Source organism: Paenibacillus oralis, assembly GCF_003863965.1.
Taxonomy (GTDB): Bacteria; Bacillota; Bacilli; order Paenibacillales; family Paenibacillaceae; genus Fontibacillus; species Fontibacillus oralis.
This window is the reverse complement of record NZ_RRCN01000001.1, coordinates 3,836,447-3,852,998: the sequence shown is the minus strand read 5'-3', so window position 1 is coordinate 3,852,998 and position 16,552 is coordinate 3,836,447. Positions and strand designations below refer to the sequence as shown.

The following is a 16,552-nucleotide window of genomic DNA, read 5'->3' as shown; positions in this document are numbered from 1 at the left end:
TGTAACGGCAATGAACCGGCATTCCTTAGTACCTTAAGTCCATGTTCGGGTTCGGGAACGCAGCTACAAAGGGGTAAACCAAAACCGAAACCGGAGGGAATTCCAGCCCATGTTCCCTCTCTCTGCACCGTCAGGCATTTTGGTTCATGTCTTTGTCAACGCTTTTAGCTTGAAAGTAATTATAATGCTATCGCCGCCGGCTCGTCAAGAATCGATTGATTTCTTGCGGAAGGAACCTCTTTTATGTGCCTTGATCCAGGCGGCGGACCTCACGGTGAAACAACTTGCATTGCGGACAGAGAAGGCAAATTTCCACGCGTTCGCCAAAAATTTTGGACAAGGTTTCAATCACCTGGGCCCCGGGATCCTGCGTATGAATCAGAATGCGGTCCGGAGAAAGCGAAATCAGCGTGCTGACGATAACGTCCTCCATTTCCATTTCCTGATCGGCGATTCGAGCCACAACTCCGCCGGAGGACGGAAGTTGAATCGGCGAAAATTGCTCGTTTAAAATAGCGAATTCATGCCCTTGTTTATGCATCAAATGGACCAGCGGCGTCAACGGTTCCTGAAAATAAACAAAATACTGCAGCAAACTTATAAATTCCTCGTATTGCTTATCCAGCAAATACTCGTCCACCGCCAATTCAGCGGCTTCCCGCAGACTGCCCTCGTACTCCTTCAGCCGGAAGGCGGCAAATCCGTCAAGGTGCAGATGCTTTTCGCTGTGCAAATATTCCCGCAGCGCATCAAAAACCATCAGAACTCGCCTTTCCGCAGAACAAGTCTTGATCCCGTCTTTGGGCTGCTCCAATAGTTCGCGGCAGATGTCCTTCACGATCTCCATTTCTTCGCGCGAAGTCCACTCATATTCCCGGTTTAAAATCCGCCCGAGAAGTTCATCCTCTTTCACATGTACGATGTATTTGGCTAATCCCAGCGATAAAAGGTCGATCAGTCGTTCCGGTTTGTTTTCTCCCGCCACCCCCGGCAGGTTGACTACAGCCTCCACCGTTCCGCCCGAAACCTCGCTCAGCGTGAGCGCGGCCTCCGGAGAATGCAGACTGCTTACGGCATCATGCAAGTAACCGGCGAACCGGTTTTGCGCTTCGGCCTCATCGGCTTTGACCCGTATCGTAAAAAAATCCATGAACCTGTCCCCCTTCCGCTTCCTTCTCCAAGTATATGGCGGGAAGGAAACGGATATACGGAATAGGTTCATGGAATGAAAGGCAGTTTTGCCATCTGCCTGCCAGTTTAAGCGGATTAATTCTGCATAATAAAATCCCGTTCGACCTTGGCTTCTTCGTCAAACACCCGCAAAATTTCGTATTTCGTATTGCGCTGCGCAGGAGTTTTTCCGGCCTCGCGGATGATTTGCAATGTCGTTCCGATGTTGACTTTGTACGTTGCGCCTGCGGACGACACGACGTTCTCTTCGATCATCGTGCTGCCGAAATCGTTGCAGCCGTATTGCAGCGACAGCTTCCCGACTTCGGGACCCATCGTCACCCAGGAGGACTGCAGGTTTTTGATATTGTCGAGTACGATCCGGCTGATCGCCACCGTTTTCAGGTACGATTCCGGCGTTTGTCTTTCCGCTTTCAAATTCGTGTTGTCCGGCTGGAACGTCCACGGAATGAACGCCAGAAAACCTTCCGACGGGTAGCCGTTTTGAATACACTCGTCCTGTGCCTCGCGCACGCGCAGCAGGTGAAGCGCCCGCTCCTCCATCGATTCGCCGAACCCGATAACCATCGTCGCGGTCGTGTTCATGCCGATTTTGTGCGCCGTCTGCATGACGTCCATCCAGTCTCTCCAGGAGCCTTTCAGGCGGCTGATTTTGCGGCGGGTCCGGTCGTCCAAAATCTCCGCACCGCCGCCGGGCAGCGAATCGAGACCCGCGGCATGAATTTCGCGGATCACCTGTTCGAGCGACAGGCCGTCCGACACTTCTTTCATTTTCATAATCTCCGCCGGGGAGAAGGAATGCATCGTGATATTCGGGAACCGCTGCTTGATCCCTTTCAGCAGGTCCGTATAATAGCTGAACGGCAGATTCGGATTCGTTCCGCCTTGCATCAGGATTTCCGTACCGCCGACATCAATCGTTTCCTGGATTTTTTGAAAAATCACTTCATCCGGCAGGACGTATCCTTCCTCCGAGCCCGGACGGCGGTAAAACGCGCAAAAGCGGCAGTACACGTCGCAAATATTCGTGTAATTGACGTTCCGCCCGATGACAAAGGTGGCCACCGGTTCGGGATGCTTCCGTTCCATCAGAATGTTGGCCGTGTGCCCCATTTTTTCCACTTCATCGGATTCGAACAGACGGATCGTGTCCTCCAAATCCAACCGTCCGCCCTGAAGCGCCTTGTTTAATATATCGTCGATCGCAGTCATGCCGCTGCCTCCCTGCAACTAAAAATGAGATAAATAAAATCGTGAAAAATTAAACATTATGAATTAATCGTAACACAATCATGGGCAGAAAAACAGCACCCGTTGTTGAGCGAGTGCCTGATTGGGAGGAATGATGGGGAAGAAGGATGGCCTTATGGGATTAACTGTAAATCAACTGCAAAAGTGCATTTGAAAAAGACTGAAATCGGTAAATTTGTCCAATGAGATGTAAAAGTGCAGTTGAAAATCGACCTTGGAAGCAATTTGATCCGATATGGCGGAAATCGCCTGCACTTTTGCAGTTGAATCGCCCTTTTCGGGAAATTCCGACGAAATTCGCCTGCACTTTTGCATTTCGTGGGATTCCCGGCCGGGATTTTTATGGATTGGTGCATCCTGCATCCCTCAAAAAAGAACGCCCCCGGCCAAGATAACCGGGGGCGGTAAAGAATCAGCTGCGCTGAAGGGCCTGGTCGAGGTCGGCGATCAGGTCGCCGATATCCTCGAGGCCGACGGAATACCGCAGCAGGCCGTCGGTAATCCCGCGCTCGCTGCGCACTTCCTGCGGCATCGAGGCGTGGGACATCATCGCCGGATACGATAGAATGCTCTCGACGGCGCCGAGGCTAACGGCGACGATCGGCAGCTTCACTTCGCTCAGCAGCCGTTTTGCCCGCTCGCCGGAGCCGACATCAAACGAAACAACCGCGCCGTAACCGGCCGACTGCTTCTCCTGGATCTCCCGGCCGGGGTGATCCGGCAGGCCGGGATAGAAGACAGCGTCGATGTCGCCGCGTTGGCTCAGCCAATCGGCCAGCTTCCGGGCGCTGATTTCGCTGTGGGCCATACGCGCGCCGAGCGTTTTCATCCCCCGCATCAGCAGCCAGGAATCCGACGCGCCGAGCACGGTGCCCATGCCGTTTTGCAGATACTTGAGCTGCTGCCCCAGCTCCTCGGTGCGGGCCACCGCCAAACCGGCCAGCACGTCGCTGTGGCCGCCCAGGAACTTGGTCGCGCTGTGCAGCACAATGTCGGTTCCCAGCTCAATCGGCCGCTGGTAATACGGGGTCATAAACGTGTTGTCGACAATGCTGATCAAATCATGCTCGCGGGCCCAGGCGGAAATTTCGGCGATATCGGTTATTTTCAGAGTGGGATTCGACGGCGTTTCCATATATACCGCTTTGGTGTTCGGCTTCAGGGCTGCTTTCACCTCATCCGGCCGAGTCATGTCGACGAAGGTCGTTTCGATGTTCATCCGGCTCAAAATGTTCGACAGCAGCCGGTATGTACCACCATAAACATCCTCCGTCACAATGATATGATCGCCGGCGGACAACAGCATAAACGTCGTGGAAATCGCCGCCATCCCACTGGAGAAGGCAAAGCCCCGCACGCCGCCCTCCAGCAGTGCGATATAATCCTCAAGCGCCTGCCGCGTCGGGTTGCCCGACCGGCTGTAGTCATGCTGCGGAGGATTAAAAATATCATGATGGTGAAACGTCGAAGCCTGATAAATTGGCACGCTGGATGCGCCCGTCGCGCTGTCGACCTCGCTGCCGAAATGGATCAGCTTCGTGTCGAATTTTTTCTCCAAATTTCCGGATTGTGCCGCCTCCTTGTTATGCTCCTGATTACTCATGTTTTTGTCCTCCTTCGACTTCGATCCGCGCCGCTTCCAACGCCTGTCCCAAATCGGCGATCAAATCGTCCGCGTGTTCAATGCCTACCGAGAAACGCAGCAGACGGTCGTCTACGCCCACCGCTTCGCGGATTTCGGCGGGAATGTCGGCATGGGTCTGCACGGCGGGATAAGTCATCAGCGATTCGACGCCGCCGAGGCTTTCCGCAAACGCGATCAGCCGCAGGTTGCGAAGCACCGGCTCTACGTAGCGGGCGTCCGTCACTTTAAAGGAGAAAATCCCCGTATTTCCGCTGGATTGTTTGTTCTGGATCTCGTATCCCGGATGATCCTCCAGCCCCGGGTAAAACACTTCAGCTACCTGAGGATGGCTCTGCAGATATTTGGCGATCGCCAGCGCGTTGCTTTCATGGCGCTCCATGCGCAACGCCAGCGTCTTCATGCCGCGCATCAGCTGATAGGAATCGGACGGGCTCAGCACCGCGCCGATGGAATTGTGCAGAAATCCTACTTCCTCGGACAGCTCTTTGCCCTTGGTGACGATCAGCCCGGCCAGCACATCGTTATGCCCGCCCAAATATTTGGTCGCGCTGTGCACCACGATGTCCGCTCCAAGCTCCAGCGGCCGTTGAAAATACGGCGTAAGCAGCGTGTTGTCCACGATCGTCAGCAGGCCGTGCTTACGCGCCCATTTGGCGACAGCCTCGATGTCGGTCACCATCATCAGCGGGTTGGTTGGCGTTTCGATAAAGACCGCTTTGGTGTTCGGCTTACGTACGCTTTCCAGCGCGTCCAGGTCGTTCGTGTCCACATAGGAAGCCGTTACGCCGTATTTGGACATGATCCGTTCCAGCAGACGGTAAGTTCCGCCGTACAAGTCAAGCGATACGATCAGATGATCGCCCTGGGCGAACAGGGTGAATATCGTTTGCAGCGCCGCCATGCCGGAGCTACAGGCAAACCCCGCATCTCCCGCTTCCAAAACGGCCGCCGCGTCTTCCAGCACTTTGCGGGTCGGACTTTTTGTCCGGGCATAATCAAAGCCTGTGCTTTGACCGAGCCGCGGATGCCGGAAAGCCGTCGCCTGATAAATCGGGTAATTCACCGCCCCGGTCACCGGCTCCTCCACGGAACCGATTTGCGCCAAAACGCTTTCGATACGCCATTCCTGATTTTTGTTCTCTCCCACCTGTTATCCCTCCACTTCAGATCTCATACATAATTTCCGCCGCTTGATCGATATCATACGGCGTTTCTTGATACACATAGTAGTTCAGCCAATTGGAAAATAATAAGTTTGCATGGGCGCGCCAGGACGAAACCGGCGAACGGGAAGGATCGTTTTTCGGGAAATAGTTGACCGGCAGATCGACTTCCATTCCTTTGGCTATGTCTCGTTCATACTCCCATTTGAGCGAATCGGGATCGTATTCCGAATGTCCGGTCACAAAAATCTGTTTGCCGTCCCGGGTAGCCACGAGGTAGATTCCGGCTTCTTCGGATTCGGCCAAAACTTGCAGCTCGGGCACCCGTTCGATGTCGGCGCGTTCTACATCCGTATGACGGGAATGCGGCACCAGGAACATTTCGTCGAAGCCGCGCAGCAGTTTAACGTGCGGATCGCTGACCGTATGGGAGAACACGCCAAAGCATTTTTTCGGCAGCGGGATTTTCCGTACTCCGTAATGATAGTAAAGACCGGCTTGGGAAGCCCAACAAATGTGCATGGTGGAAGTGACGTGGGTTTTGCTCCATTCGAAAATTTCCTTGAGCTCTTCCCAGTAATTCACATCTTCGAATTCCAGCTGCTCCACCGGAGCGCCCGTAACGATCATGCCGTCGAACCGGCGGTATTTGATTTCGTCGAACGTTTTGTAAAACATCTCCAAATGCTCGGCCGAAGTATTTTTGGAGGTGTGGGAGCTCGGGTGGAGCAGGACGAATTCAACCTGCAGCGGCGTATTGCCAAGCAAACGCAAAATTTGCGTTTCGGTCGTTTCCTTGGTCGGCATCAGGTTCAGGATCGCGATCCTTAAGGGGCGGATGTCCTGATGATAGGCCCGGCTTTCGTCCATCACGAAAATATTTTCGTGAGTCAGCACTTCTTTGGCCGGCAGATGATCCGGTACTTTAATCGGCATAGGGGTTCACTCCTTTAAAAGTTAGTCGGAAATCATATCGATTCGAAAGCCGGCGATAACAAGAAAGACCTATCTCCTTGGGAGAAAGGTCATTACGTTCCAGTATGCGCCTCTCTCATCTCTCAGAATCCGCCAAACATCGCTTGCCGGGCGATTCTGCAAGAATTAGCACCGCTGCGATCAGAGATCGCCGGTTGCCGGGTTTCATCGGGCTAGTCCCTCCACCTGCTCTTGATAAGATTTCGCTGTATTTAATTGGTTGTTCGGAGCTTTCGTTCGTGAAGCATTGCTCCTTGAAATCACTTTAATGTAAATGATGTCTTCCGTCAAGAACTTAGGAGAAAAATCACACCGTTTTTTCATGTACGGCTTTCATCACACAGCATAATATACTTTTGGGTTGAAACATTTCCGATCGCGGCGTTATACTAGACAAGTGCTTAGAGGCTGTTTGGTCTTGAAGCGCACTGAATGTTTCAATTCTGAAAGTTGCGAGGTGAAACCGAGAATGGAAGGCGACCCGAGTCCGCAGAGGACGACCCAGAAATTTCAATTGCATAGGAAACCGATCAGCTGGGTGCTCAAGGACCGGTATGGGCACTTCCGTTTCCCGGTGTTTGGTTAAACGCCTCTTTCGGTGTGGCCGAATGCAGCGGTCTTTTTCCTATGCTCCAACCAAGAGCAAACCCTGGATTTATGCCCAGGGGAAAGGGAGTGAAGGCATATGAAAATCCGTCATGTTAAAGAAGGCGTATTTACCGCTGTAGAAGACGTTGAACTGACGACAAACCCACCGGAGGAAGGTTTCTATTGGATCGATGCGGACGTGGACGATCTTGCCCTGCTGCAGCCGCTGTTTTCGTTGCATGATTTGGCCGTGGAGGACTGCTTGACCGAGGAGGAGCAACGTCCGAAAATCGAGACGTACGACAACCATTATTTTATTGTAGTGAACAGCATCCGTTATGATGACGAGGAAATTTTTCTGCGGGCGCTGAACATCTTTTTGGGACGCCATTACATCATTACCGTGACCAAGCAGAAAATCAACGAACTGCGGGCGGTCAAGCCGATTTTATGGGAACAAGAAGTGAGTGAACCCGACCGTTTCCTGTATCTGCTTATCGACCTTGTGGTGGACAATTATTTCGTTGTCGGCGACCGGATCGAAGTCAAGATCGAAAAACTCGAGGAAGATATCCTCATGCATACGAAACGTTCGCACCTGAACGAAATCATCGGGCTGCGAAGTGAAATTTTGTGGCTCAAAAAGGTGCTTGGCCCGCAAAAAGAAGTCATCAATATTTTAAATAAAAAAGATCTGCGTCTGATCGACGATCAACTGCAAAAATATTTCAGCGACATTTATGAAAACGCCGTGAAGATATCTGAAAATTTCGATACGTTCCGCGAGCTGGTCGGCAACTTGCGCGAGGCCTACCAGTCCGCCATCGCCAACCGCGCCAACGAAATCATGCGCGTCTTTACCGCGATTACGACGATTTTTATTCCGCTGACGCTGATCACCGGCATCTACGGAATGAACTTCGACAACATGCCGGAGATCCATTCACAATACGGCTATTTTATCGTTTTGGGCATTATGCTCGTGCTCGGTTTGGGCATGTTTTATATTTTCCGGAAGCGGGATTGGATTTGAGGGGGAGCGGTGAAGAACTTTAGGGGCCGTCGTTGAACTATTGATTGCACAGATGGGGGCAGACGGGTGAAATGTTCTTACGATCGCTGCATTTAGTTCAACTTAAAGCAATAATGAAGCGGCAGGGACTTCACCGCTTTTTATGGAGTAGTGGCGCCGCCCCGGCTATACAGCTGAGTCGGCGCTTTTTGTTTAGCCTAATCAATTACCCCGCGTGGCGGGCGCTTTCGCGGTGGCGGCGGTAACGGAGGCGGATCAGGCGCAGCCGTTCGTAGAGCAAATCGAGATTTGCTCCTTCCGGTGTTTCGGCGCCGTAAACCTTCTGGAGCACCGGCTTAAGAAAAGCGTCCCCCAGTTCCTCGTACGCCTGCCAAACCGCGATTTGCTCCTCTTCGGGCATCTCCTGCAGCTCGGCATCCACCAGGGAATCGGTATCATACCCTTCCTTTTCCAACGATTCTAGCAGCTCCAGCGCCTCCCTCCGCTCAACGCCGGCCCGGGAACACATGTCGCTTAGGCTTGAGCCTGTAGCCAGCGACTCAAGCATCGAGCGGCGAACGCTGAATTTCTCCATCTCCGCGCGAAACTTGACCTCCTTCTGCTTATACAGCCAAGACCGAAACGTTTCATCGTCGATCTCCCGCTCCACCCAATCCAGCGGAAAATCACGGGTACGTTCCGCTTTCTCCGTAATTTCCAGCACTTCGGCGCCAAAATCGGCGGCTTTGTTCTCGCCTACGCCCGGAAGCTGCAGCAGTTCCTCGGCCGTATGCGGCAAAAATGTGCTGATCATGCGCAACAGCCGATTGCTCGCGATGAGATATGGCGCTTTCCGATCGGCAGCGGCCTTCTTTCTGCGCCATACACAAAGCTCGTTATACACAGGCTCGTTTGCGTTCAGCTCGCTGTAGCAAATCAATTTCTGGGCCGCCATTCCCCGCCCTCTCAACTGCTCTTTTTCATCCCAGATTCCCTCCATGACGGGGCGAAACCCCTCCCCCAGCTTGACCGCCAGCCGATGCCGGTAAACGTGAAGCATTTCCGACCAGGAAGCCCCCTCGTACCACAAATGCTCCTGCTCCCCGTCCGCGGTCAATTCGTTCCAGCCCATCCGCCATTGCCCTTCCTCTTCGCCAATCCAAACCTGGGCCTCGGTCATCAACGCGCCGTTTCCTTTCTTCTCCAAACTGTTCAAAAATACGATCCGCATAAGCTTTCGCCTCCTTTAACTTCAGCTACGCAGAGGAATCCGCCTGTCTATGGCGGAACGCAAAAAAGCACCCCTCCTGCGGTCATCGCAAGAGAGGTGCTTCCTCCAGACGTATACTGTTATTCCTAATCATACCATGTTTGGCGTAACTGTCAATAGACGACGTTATTAAAGATTAATCCTTTTCCAACGGTCCGGCTTTTCCTGTATAATTAACCAAAAAGACATGTAACCACACCCACAGGAGGCATAAATGATGAGCCAACCGAACCCGCATAAAGATTTGGACTTTCTCTCCGACAGCACCGAGGATACCTCGACCCGTTTCGTCACGTTTATCGGAGGCTCGCTGCGGCGGTTCGATCTCGCCGTCACAACGACGAACCGCTTTTACGGCAAAAAGCTGGTCACGGATTTGCAATCCGGCAAAACCGCCATCTTAGGCACGGATGATTTGGATGAGGAAGGCTACCTTGAACACGTCTACGGCCTGGACGAAGAAGAAGCCGAAGAAATGCGCTCGTTTCTGTATCAGGTGGTTGGCGACGCTTATTTCACGGACTGATGCCACAAAGGTTCCAACTTTACAAAAGCCAAACGACTCTTAACTCAAACGAATGGACCAATTTCCGGTCAGAACAGGATAACAGAACCGCAGCTTCCTGCCGCTTTATTGTCTGGTCCGACCGGAAATGTCCGTTGGAAGTAAATTGCATAAAATTTCAAATTTATGTTACCGGAAATTCACCTTAAGCCAAAAAGAAGTTCTTCCTTTGCCACGTATACTTCCATCATCATTAATGCCCCAAGCTGAAACCCATTTACGAAAGAAGATGTAGCCTGCATCGACTCGGTCTGTCTATGCAAATCGAGTAGCGCTTCAAGCTGGTTGAAATTATCGGTAGACAGTTTCCCTTTCCACATTCCTCTGGCTTCGGATATCTCTCTTCTTATTCTGCGGAACTCGCGATCTTTCGGGACGATCTTCTCTTCCGGACGAAATTCACCACAATACAATGCTTCCAGCATACTTTTCATTTTCATCTTCCTTTCGTATGGATGGCAACGCCTTGAAAGAAAGACTTACACATGATAGATTAAATGTGCAGTCTGCCTTTCAGGCAGTTGCGGGGAGGAAGTGGCGATTTCTTTTGCGAGGAGGCGCCGCTTCCTTTTTACTCATGATCATCCAACTTCTCAATCTTACGCCTTACAGTCTCATTTTTCGTAAGCCGTACTGTAAGGCGGATTTCTTTCGGATTTTCCGAAAAAGGGTGCTCAAGTTTTTTTACGATATTTCACCTCCATATTTAACTTGAATTTTGTATCGCCTAATGGATACAATTTGATTGTATATCGATTAGACGATACAGTCAATCATGTTTTCATAACGGACAAGAAAGCGTATAATTTATGTGATGAACTCTACTCGGAAGTTGGTGGCATTTTGCCAGTTGTCGTTAAACTCAAAGAGATTCTAGCCGAACGCAATATGTCTCAGCGTGAATTAGCAAGACTAACAGGACTAAGACCAAATACCATAAGCCATCTTTGTTCCAAAGAAGTTGACAGGGTACATCTCAGCACCTTTGATGTGATTTGTAAGACTTTAAACATCAGCTTGAGCGAACTTCTTGTATTGGAAGATGGCTAATCATACTGGATAGGGATGACTCAGGGGGAGCATTATCGTTTCCTACCTTTGGTGCGGTATTTAAGCCCTCTTTCCCCTACTGTCATCCTGACTTCGTTGAAGTGAGAATTTCCTCTAATGAACTCGCTGAATACAGGGCATTTTCTGTTTCTTTACCAGTTGCTATCCTCAGGCATTTCTTTCGAGTCAATCCAGTTAATCAAATCACTCTTTTTGCCCTTCAGGCATCATATGCATCCTCAATCCATTCAATTTTGTCTGTTCTTTCCCCCGTTTTACAAAATACCAAGGATGTAATCTTCTTTTCATTGGTATAAATGGGGAGTAGGGGATGATAAAGCAACCAGACTCTTAAATATTTAAAACTCCCTTTTTAGTCTGCTTCTGTTCAAAAAAAATAAAGCTGTCTCCATCCTATTTTTAGGCGTGAAGTATATGTAGTTATAAAAAACTCCCTTACTCCTAGAACGACTAAGGAGAGGGGGTTATGACGTCTGACAAACCTTTTTTAAGATATTTGAAATTAGAATATTGAATGTTTTCGAGATACAACTATTTAGTTAGCGGAGGAGCAATTACCTCAAATAAGGGATTTGACCAGCAGTATTTCTCGCTCAAGCAGCGTTGCACAACCAGTGTATTCATTTGGTGTCACCTTGACACTACCATCATCTGCCAAATGGCGGATTTTTTTTATATGCCGTTTGGCAGCTATTAAACTATAATCCTTATTTAAAATCCCAAAGATTCACCAACGAGGATAATCTTTATTCTCCCCGCCGGTCTACACATTCTTGTTTGGACGATGTAAGAACAGATGCAATCATCTGTTTTACAATCTCCGCAAGCACCATTGATCAAGCAGGGCGTTTTTTGCGGCGAATGTAAAAATGGGCTGGACGAACACGAACAGCGGTATACATTAATGGGGGCCGCATATGTTCTGGCTCTTATAACTGCGTCTTCAGCGGTCTTGCAAACCTTATTCATCCCAACGATAGCAACAACACTTTTCGGTCCAAAGGTAATCGCCGCCGTTCGATTGCCCACACTGTCTATATTGACCAATATGCCATCTTCGCTAACGGCGTTAAAACTCGTTAAATAGGTGTCGCACAAAAGAGATTGGCGCATGAGGTCATAACGTTCCTCCATTGTTTGCGCTTTATCACGATCAGTGATTATATAGCTGCCTTGACGTACTCGATTCAGAAGCCCGATTTCCTCAAGCGTGACTGACCCACCCCATGATACCGAAGAATGTTCCGGAATAAATGATAGTGCCTTTTCTACAGCTTCTATGGCGGTATCACAGTAATAAGCTTCAAACTTTCTGCTTTGCAGATTTTTAATAACCTTTGAGGCTAAAAGTCGATTTCTCGCTTTTATTGAATTTTCTTTCCCTTGCATTGTTTTTCCTCCATTCTGACCTTAGAAAAGGTGACTAACTTCTTGTGTATTTATGATTAATATAGTATTGTAAAAAGAAAAAGTATGTTGCACGTGCAACGAGGAGTCTCTCATGAACAACTTAGATTCCCTATGTCAATCACGTTTATTTTCGGGGATTTCCCCATATGATATTCCCCAAATGCTTAAATGTCTGTCAGCCACACGGAAAGAATATGCAAAAGATGAGATGGTTGTCCGTGAGGGCGATTTAGTTGATGATGTCGGCATCATATTGCAGGGTAGCGCTCAAAGTACGAAATTGAGCGTCACGGGAAAACAAATTATTGTATCCCTCCATTATCCGGGTGGATATACCGCAGTTTTAACAGCGGCTAGCCGTGGAAGAAGATGCCCTATGTCAGTACAGGCAATAGAACCGCTTGAGCTTCTGTTTATTCCTATCAAAAGCATATTCAGCCGTTGTACGAAGTTATGTATGGCACACGAACAATTACTTGGCAATCTTTTTGATAGTATTGCAGAACGAGCGTTAGAACTGCATGACCGAAATGATTGTCTGATTATGCCTACTATTCGGGATAAGGTCTTAACTTATTTAACAAGAGTTATGCGTGAAACTGGAACAGAAACTTTTACTATTCCTTTTGATAGAGAAGCGATGGCCGAGTATTTAGATGTAGATCGAAGTGCTTTATCCAGAGAGCTTGCATGGATGAAGCGGGACGGCTTGATTGACTTTTATAGAAACGAATTTAAGCTATTGCAAAAGCAGTAGAAAAAGATTTTCACTAACCGGCAAGCAGGGCAAGTGTATTAACACTTGCTTCTTTGCTTGTTGGGGAGTGCCTTCACCAAACCCAGCTCCCGATATTCTGCTTTGAGCGCATTTATTTTCGGCAGCTTCTTCCCTGACAATAAGCGCCGGAAAGTATCTTGCGCGCCCGATAAGCGGCAAGATCGGCCCCATGCTCTGCAAGATATTTTTGGCTGTATTTTGCCGCTTTGTATTCTTCAAATACAGGTCTGGTTTTAGCGTAATGGACCAAGGCCATTTGTAGATATGTATTCACGCGCATGGTAGTTTCCGTATTTTTTATCAGCTCAGACAGAGCATGGAGACGCTCAGTAAGCTGGTCACTCTTTTGCGTAAGTTGCTGATATTCCGTCAGTCTGTTTTCCTGCAAATACTGTTACGCCGCCACCATCTGTTTAAGGTTAAAAATTTGGCCCAACGTTCATAAGCGGGGCCTTTTCCTGCTCTCATGCGAGATTCAATATCTACAATTAGAATGACCTTGCCTCGTTCCTGTCGAGTGTCCTGACTCTCAATAAATGCCCTTATATCCTCCTGACTATAGCCTTTACCAAGCGTAGAAGCCCGAAGCCGGGTAAAGCGTTGCTGCCCCTCTGCGCGGAAGCTGATTGTACCTCCGCGGCCATGCTTGACCTCATATCCAGCAGACGATATTGCCTGTAAAAAAACATCCATATCCGGCGGCTTCTTTACAAGAAAAACATCAATCTGCGCTTTTAATTTATCTTGGAATGTTAACGGCTTACGAATCCCAAGCCACTCGCCATAATGCTTGAATTTCCCTTTGCTATGGTGTTTTGAATTGGTAATAGTAGATAATCCATGTTCTAGGCAAATACGGTCAGAGAGCCGAAGAACGGCACGAGCAGTACCAATAAAATCTCGGAACTTTCTCGTACAGTCCAGGGAGGTTGAATTGTAGTAAATATGGCAATGGGGACGGTCAACATGAGAAACAACGAAGAAAGCGTGCTGCCCCTTTGTCCAGCGCATAGCCAGTTCATAGCCAATTTTAAGTGAGGTTTCCGCATCAATTTTACCCGGCGGGAACGATTAACGTATCTGGTAATACAACACATCCTGTTTCTGCTGTCGGCCTGTTATCGCCTTATATTTTGCTTTAGAAAGCAGAAATTCTGCGTCAGCCGTAGCTGGATCGCATTCATATCCCATGATCAAACCATTTCTTTGATTTTCTCAAAAGGTACGACGATATCTCCAGAAATGGGGATATGTCTTTGACCGCTAGGAGAATCTAGCTGGGATTTCACCTCTTGCTGCTCTTTTGGAACTGTTTCTTTCTTTGGAACTGATGTCTCTGATTTTGTTTTCGGAATAGAGGGTTTTTCGGTTGTTTGTAACCGTGCTTTTAAATTCAAAGAAACCTATCGGCTTATCGCCTACCTCTTCAATGCCGCTCTCATAGAACACATGGGTAGGATTCATCCGCTGAATCATCGCCTTCATCCCGGTTGTCAGTTCTTCGACAAGTTCATCCTCCAGATCGTGATCGATTCTTTTTAAAGAAAAATCGACGCTTCCCGGCTCGTCACTTTTGATAATTTCCGGACGTTGCTCGTAAGGATATTTGACCTTTCGAAGATGCTCCGGCAAATCTACAAAATCACGCGGAAAATAGACCGAGAGTTTATCTTCAAAGAACGTTTGAGGCGTAAATTCGTAATACCTGTCGCCAATTTTAACGGGGCCCGCTAAAATCGAGCGCGGAGCCATAGATTGCTCAGCTTCATTGATGATCCGTGCAATTTTTTCATCCATAAATGACATGGGTAACTGCCTCCTTTATCCGATAAAAATTTTTCCCACCTAATTCACAATCACTCTTCCCCCGCCGCCGGGGTCACTGGCTCGAGGGCCTTAAAGTAGTACTTCGCACACATTTTCCAGAAACAGAACTCTCTCATTAGGTCTTTTGGGGTAATCATAAACATCGCCATTCCCAATTGTCAATATATAGCACATATGCACGAAACAAGGAGGTTTTTCCTATATAAAAATGTAATTTAGGTACATCCATCCATTTACGCGCCTATTTTTTGAAACTGCATACAAATTCAGGGCAATCCATCCGATATAGAAAAGATAATCTAAAATTGTTTGATAGACTTGGTTTGTTATAATTTGCACAATCAAGTAATGAATTGGTTGATAATTCGAAGTAAATATAGAAATTTGATTAAATTCTCCATTATTTCCGGGACTATATTCCTGTTTTTGTTTTTCCTCTCAATTTAACACTTTATTGATAAGCCTCTTGGATTAAATGGAACCTGAAGGGGGCATTGTTGAGTAATGCCGGCCATTCGAGATTGGAATCAAGTTTGTTGGAACGTTTGACGATTGTCCGGCGTTTCTATATTTTCATTTATAATCGAAGGTTAGAAAAACCTCGCCGCTGGTGAGGTCCTTTGCCCTCGCAATCCCATACCTTGGATGCGCAGGAGGGTCTAACGGACACCAGTGACCTTATCCGCTCATTTCCCGGGCATTTCCCAGCCTAACGGACACCAATGCCCCTATTTCGCTCTAAAGCCGTTCATCCAGGCCGATTTGTGGTAAATAAGGTCTTCTGTGTCCGTTACATTTTGCAATCCTCCGTTTTTTCGAAAATAACGGCTCTGGTGTCCCTTAGCGCCCTGCTTCCTCTTCTCCTCCCTCGGAATTTTATACTTTCTGATATGTCAAAAAAGCCATCCCGGCATATGGGATGGCTTGCAAGCGATTTTTACGATTCTAACCAATCATTTTCAACAAAGAGGTAAACCGGTATTTTTCAAATAAGTCCGCCGCCGCGTCCGGGTTCACCGTCCACAAGCATTCTTCCAGCGAGCATTCGATTGGCACCTCGACATTAATCCGGGCGAGCGTTCTGGACAAATGGAGGTTGTCCAAGTCCGCCTCGATTTTGGCTTTAACGCTCTTTGGCAAATGGTCCAGATTGTCCAAAATTCCGTCGATGGACTCGTATTCGGCCAGCAGCTTTAACGCCGTCTTTTCGCCGATCCCCTTCACTCCGGGGTAGTTGTCGCTGGTGTCGCCGGTAAGACCCTTCATCTCGACCACCTGGAACGGCTGAATTCCCTTGTCCTCTTTTAAGAAATCCAAGTCGTACACCGCATAATTGGATCTGCCCTTCTTCATGATTACGACATGAATGCGTTCCGACACCAACTGCAGCATATCCTGATCGCCGGTAAGAACATAAACATGACCGAACCCGCTTAACCGGTTGGAAACCGTGCCGATGCAGTCATCCGCTTCGTATCCTTCGAGTCCGATATTGGGGATGTCGAGCGCGGCTACGATGTCTTTGACCAAAGAAAACTGCGGCACCAGGTCTTCCGGGGCTTCGGGACGATTCGCTTTATAATCCGCGTGAAGCTCATTGCGGAACGTTTTGCTGCCCATATCCCAGCAGCATAGGACGTGCGTAGGGTTAAACGTATTTACCGCGTCGAACAGATATTGCAGAAATCCGTAAATCGCATTGGTCGGGGTACCGTCCGCCAGACGCCTGGCACTGTAGGACTGGGCAAAGTAGGCTCTGAAAAGCAGGGCCATTCCGTCAACCACAAGAATTTTATGTTCGCTCAT

General features: G+C 48.8%; 15 protein-coding genes, 1 pseudogene and 1 riboswitch. Of the genes and pseudogenes, 4 read left to right on the top strand and 12 right to left on the bottom strand.

Going from position 1 to position 16,552, the window contains the following annotated elements:
* Positions 1 to 241: 241 nt before the first annotated feature.
* The 5 genes from EHV15_RS17280 to metA all read right to left on the bottom strand — a co-directional run bounded on the left by EHV15_RS17280 (position 242) and on the right by metA (position 6,186).
* Positions 242 to 1,150, bottom strand: a complete 909-nt coding sequence (locus tag EHV15_RS17280; RefSeq protein WP_128632286.1) for a putative sporulation protein YtxC — start codon at positions 1,148 to 1,150, stop codon at positions 242 to 244.
* A gap of 116 nt (positions 1,151 to 1,266) precedes the next feature.
* Positions 1,267 to 2,403 carry a cyclic dehypoxanthinyl futalosine synthase gene (gene mqnC / locus EHV15_RS17275; protein ID WP_128632285.1) on the bottom strand — a complete coding sequence of 379 codons (1,137 nt, stop codon included), beginning with the start codon at positions 2,401 to 2,403 and terminating at the stop codon, positions 1,267 to 1,269.
* Between the two features lie 451 nt (positions 2,404 to 2,854).
* On the bottom strand, positions 2,855 to 4,045 hold the full coding sequence (locus EHV15_RS17270) for a trans-sulfuration enzyme family protein (RefSeq protein WP_128632284.1): 1,191 nt from the start codon (positions 4,043 to 4,045) through the stop codon (positions 2,855 to 2,857).
* Complete coding sequence (locus EHV15_RS17265; protein WP_128632283.1) at positions 4,038 to 5,234, bottom strand: aminotransferase class I/II-fold pyridoxal phosphate-dependent enzyme; 1,197 nt, start codon at positions 5,232 to 5,234, stop codon at positions 4,038 to 4,040. Before EHV15_RS17265 ends, EHV15_RS17270 begins: the two co-directional genes overlap by 8 nt.
* A 16-nt stretch (positions 5,235 to 5,250) precedes the next feature.
* Complete coding sequence (metA, locus tag EHV15_RS17260; RefSeq protein WP_128632282.1) at positions 5,251 to 6,186, bottom strand: homoserine O-acetyltransferase MetA; 936 nt, start codon at positions 6,184 to 6,186, stop codon at positions 5,251 to 5,253.
* A 112-nt stretch (positions 6,187 to 6,298) separates the two neighbouring features.
* Positions 6,299 to 6,427: riboswitch (SAM riboswitch) on the bottom strand.
* A gap of 483 nt (positions 6,428 to 6,910) precedes the next feature.
* Between metA and corA the strand changes: the two genes are divergently transcribed.
* Positions 6,911 to 7,846, top strand: coding sequence for a magnesium/cobalt transporter CorA (corA, locus tag EHV15_RS17255; RefSeq protein WP_128632281.1), 936 nt, complete (start codon positions 6,911 to 6,913; stop codon positions 7,844 to 7,846).
* A 205-nt stretch (positions 7,847 to 8,051) separates the two neighbouring features.
* Here corA and EHV15_RS17250 read toward each other — a convergent pair whose 3' ends face one another.
* Positions 8,052 to 9,056: an HRDC domain-containing protein gene (locus EHV15_RS17250; RefSeq protein ID WP_128632280.1), complete on the bottom strand. Its 1,005-nt coding sequence runs from the start codon at positions 9,054 to 9,056 to the stop codon at positions 8,052 to 8,054.
* Between the two features lie 253 nt (positions 9,057 to 9,309).
* Between EHV15_RS17250 and EHV15_RS17245 the strand changes: the two genes are divergently transcribed.
* Complete coding sequence (locus EHV15_RS17245; protein ID WP_246061653.1) at positions 9,310 to 9,621, top strand: DUF3055 domain-containing protein; 312 nt, start codon at positions 9,310 to 9,312, stop codon at positions 9,619 to 9,621.
* Positions 9,622 to 9,800: 179 nt separating this feature from the next.
* Here EHV15_RS17245 and EHV15_RS17240 read toward each other — a convergent pair whose 3' ends face one another.
* Positions 9,801 to 10,094, bottom strand: coding sequence for a DUF6809 family protein (locus tag EHV15_RS17240; protein WP_128632279.1), 294 nt, complete (start codon positions 10,092 to 10,094; stop codon positions 9,801 to 9,803).
* 409 nt (positions 10,095 to 10,503) lie between these two features.
* Here EHV15_RS17240 and EHV15_RS17235 point away from each other — a divergent pair, with 409 nt between their 5' ends.
* Positions 10,504 to 10,710 (top strand): helix-turn-helix domain-containing protein, encoded by a 207-nt coding sequence (locus tag EHV15_RS17235; protein ID WP_082208085.1) that lies wholly within the window; start codon positions 10,504 to 10,506, stop codon positions 10,708 to 10,710.
* A gap of 732 nt (positions 10,711 to 11,442) precedes the next feature.
* On the opposite strand, the gene EHV15_RS17230 is transcribed toward EHV15_RS17235, so the two are convergent.
* Positions 11,443 to 12,120, bottom strand: a complete 678-nt coding sequence (locus EHV15_RS17230; protein WP_128632278.1) for a lactate utilization protein — start codon at positions 12,118 to 12,120, stop codon at positions 11,443 to 11,445.
* Positions 12,121 to 12,232: 112 nt separating this feature from the next.
* Between EHV15_RS17230 and EHV15_RS17225 the strand changes: the two genes are divergently transcribed.
* Positions 12,233 to 12,898 carry a Crp/Fnr family transcriptional regulator gene (locus tag EHV15_RS17225; RefSeq protein ID WP_128632277.1) on the top strand — a complete coding sequence of 222 codons (666 nt, stop codon included), beginning with the start codon at positions 12,233 to 12,235 and terminating at the stop codon, positions 12,896 to 12,898.
* Between the two features lie 112 nt (positions 12,899 to 13,010).
* Here the strand turns inward: EHV15_RS17225 and EHV15_RS37025 are convergent, their stop codons facing one another.
* The 4 genes and pseudogenes from EHV15_RS37025 to EHV15_RS17210 all read right to left on the bottom strand — a co-directional run bounded on the left by EHV15_RS37025 (position 13,011) and on the right by EHV15_RS17210 (position 16,552).
* The gene (locus tag EHV15_RS37025) at positions 13,011 to 13,307 is read right to left on the bottom strand and encodes a hypothetical protein (protein ID WP_218571236.1); all 297 of its coding nucleotides are present in this window, start codon (positions 13,305 to 13,307) and stop codon (positions 13,011 to 13,013) included.
* A pseudogene (locus EHV15_RS37020) lies at positions 13,289 to 13,978 on the bottom strand (relaxase/mobilization nuclease domain-containing protein); the annotation flags it as partial. The pseudogene EHV15_RS37020 and the gene EHV15_RS37025, both read right to left, overlap by 19 nt.
* 204 nt (positions 13,979 to 14,182) lie before the next feature.
* The gene (locus EHV15_RS17215; RefSeq protein ID WP_128632276.1) at positions 14,183 to 14,725 is read right to left on the bottom strand and encodes a hypothetical protein; all 543 of its coding nucleotides are present in this window, start codon (positions 14,723 to 14,725) and stop codon (positions 14,183 to 14,185) included.
* Positions 14,726 to 15,691: 966 nt separating this feature from the next.
* Positions 15,692 to 16,552 carry a 5'-3' exonuclease gene (locus tag EHV15_RS17210; RefSeq protein WP_128632275.1) on the bottom strand — a complete coding sequence of 287 codons (861 nt, stop codon included), beginning with the start codon at positions 16,550 to 16,552 and terminating at the stop codon, positions 15,692 to 15,694.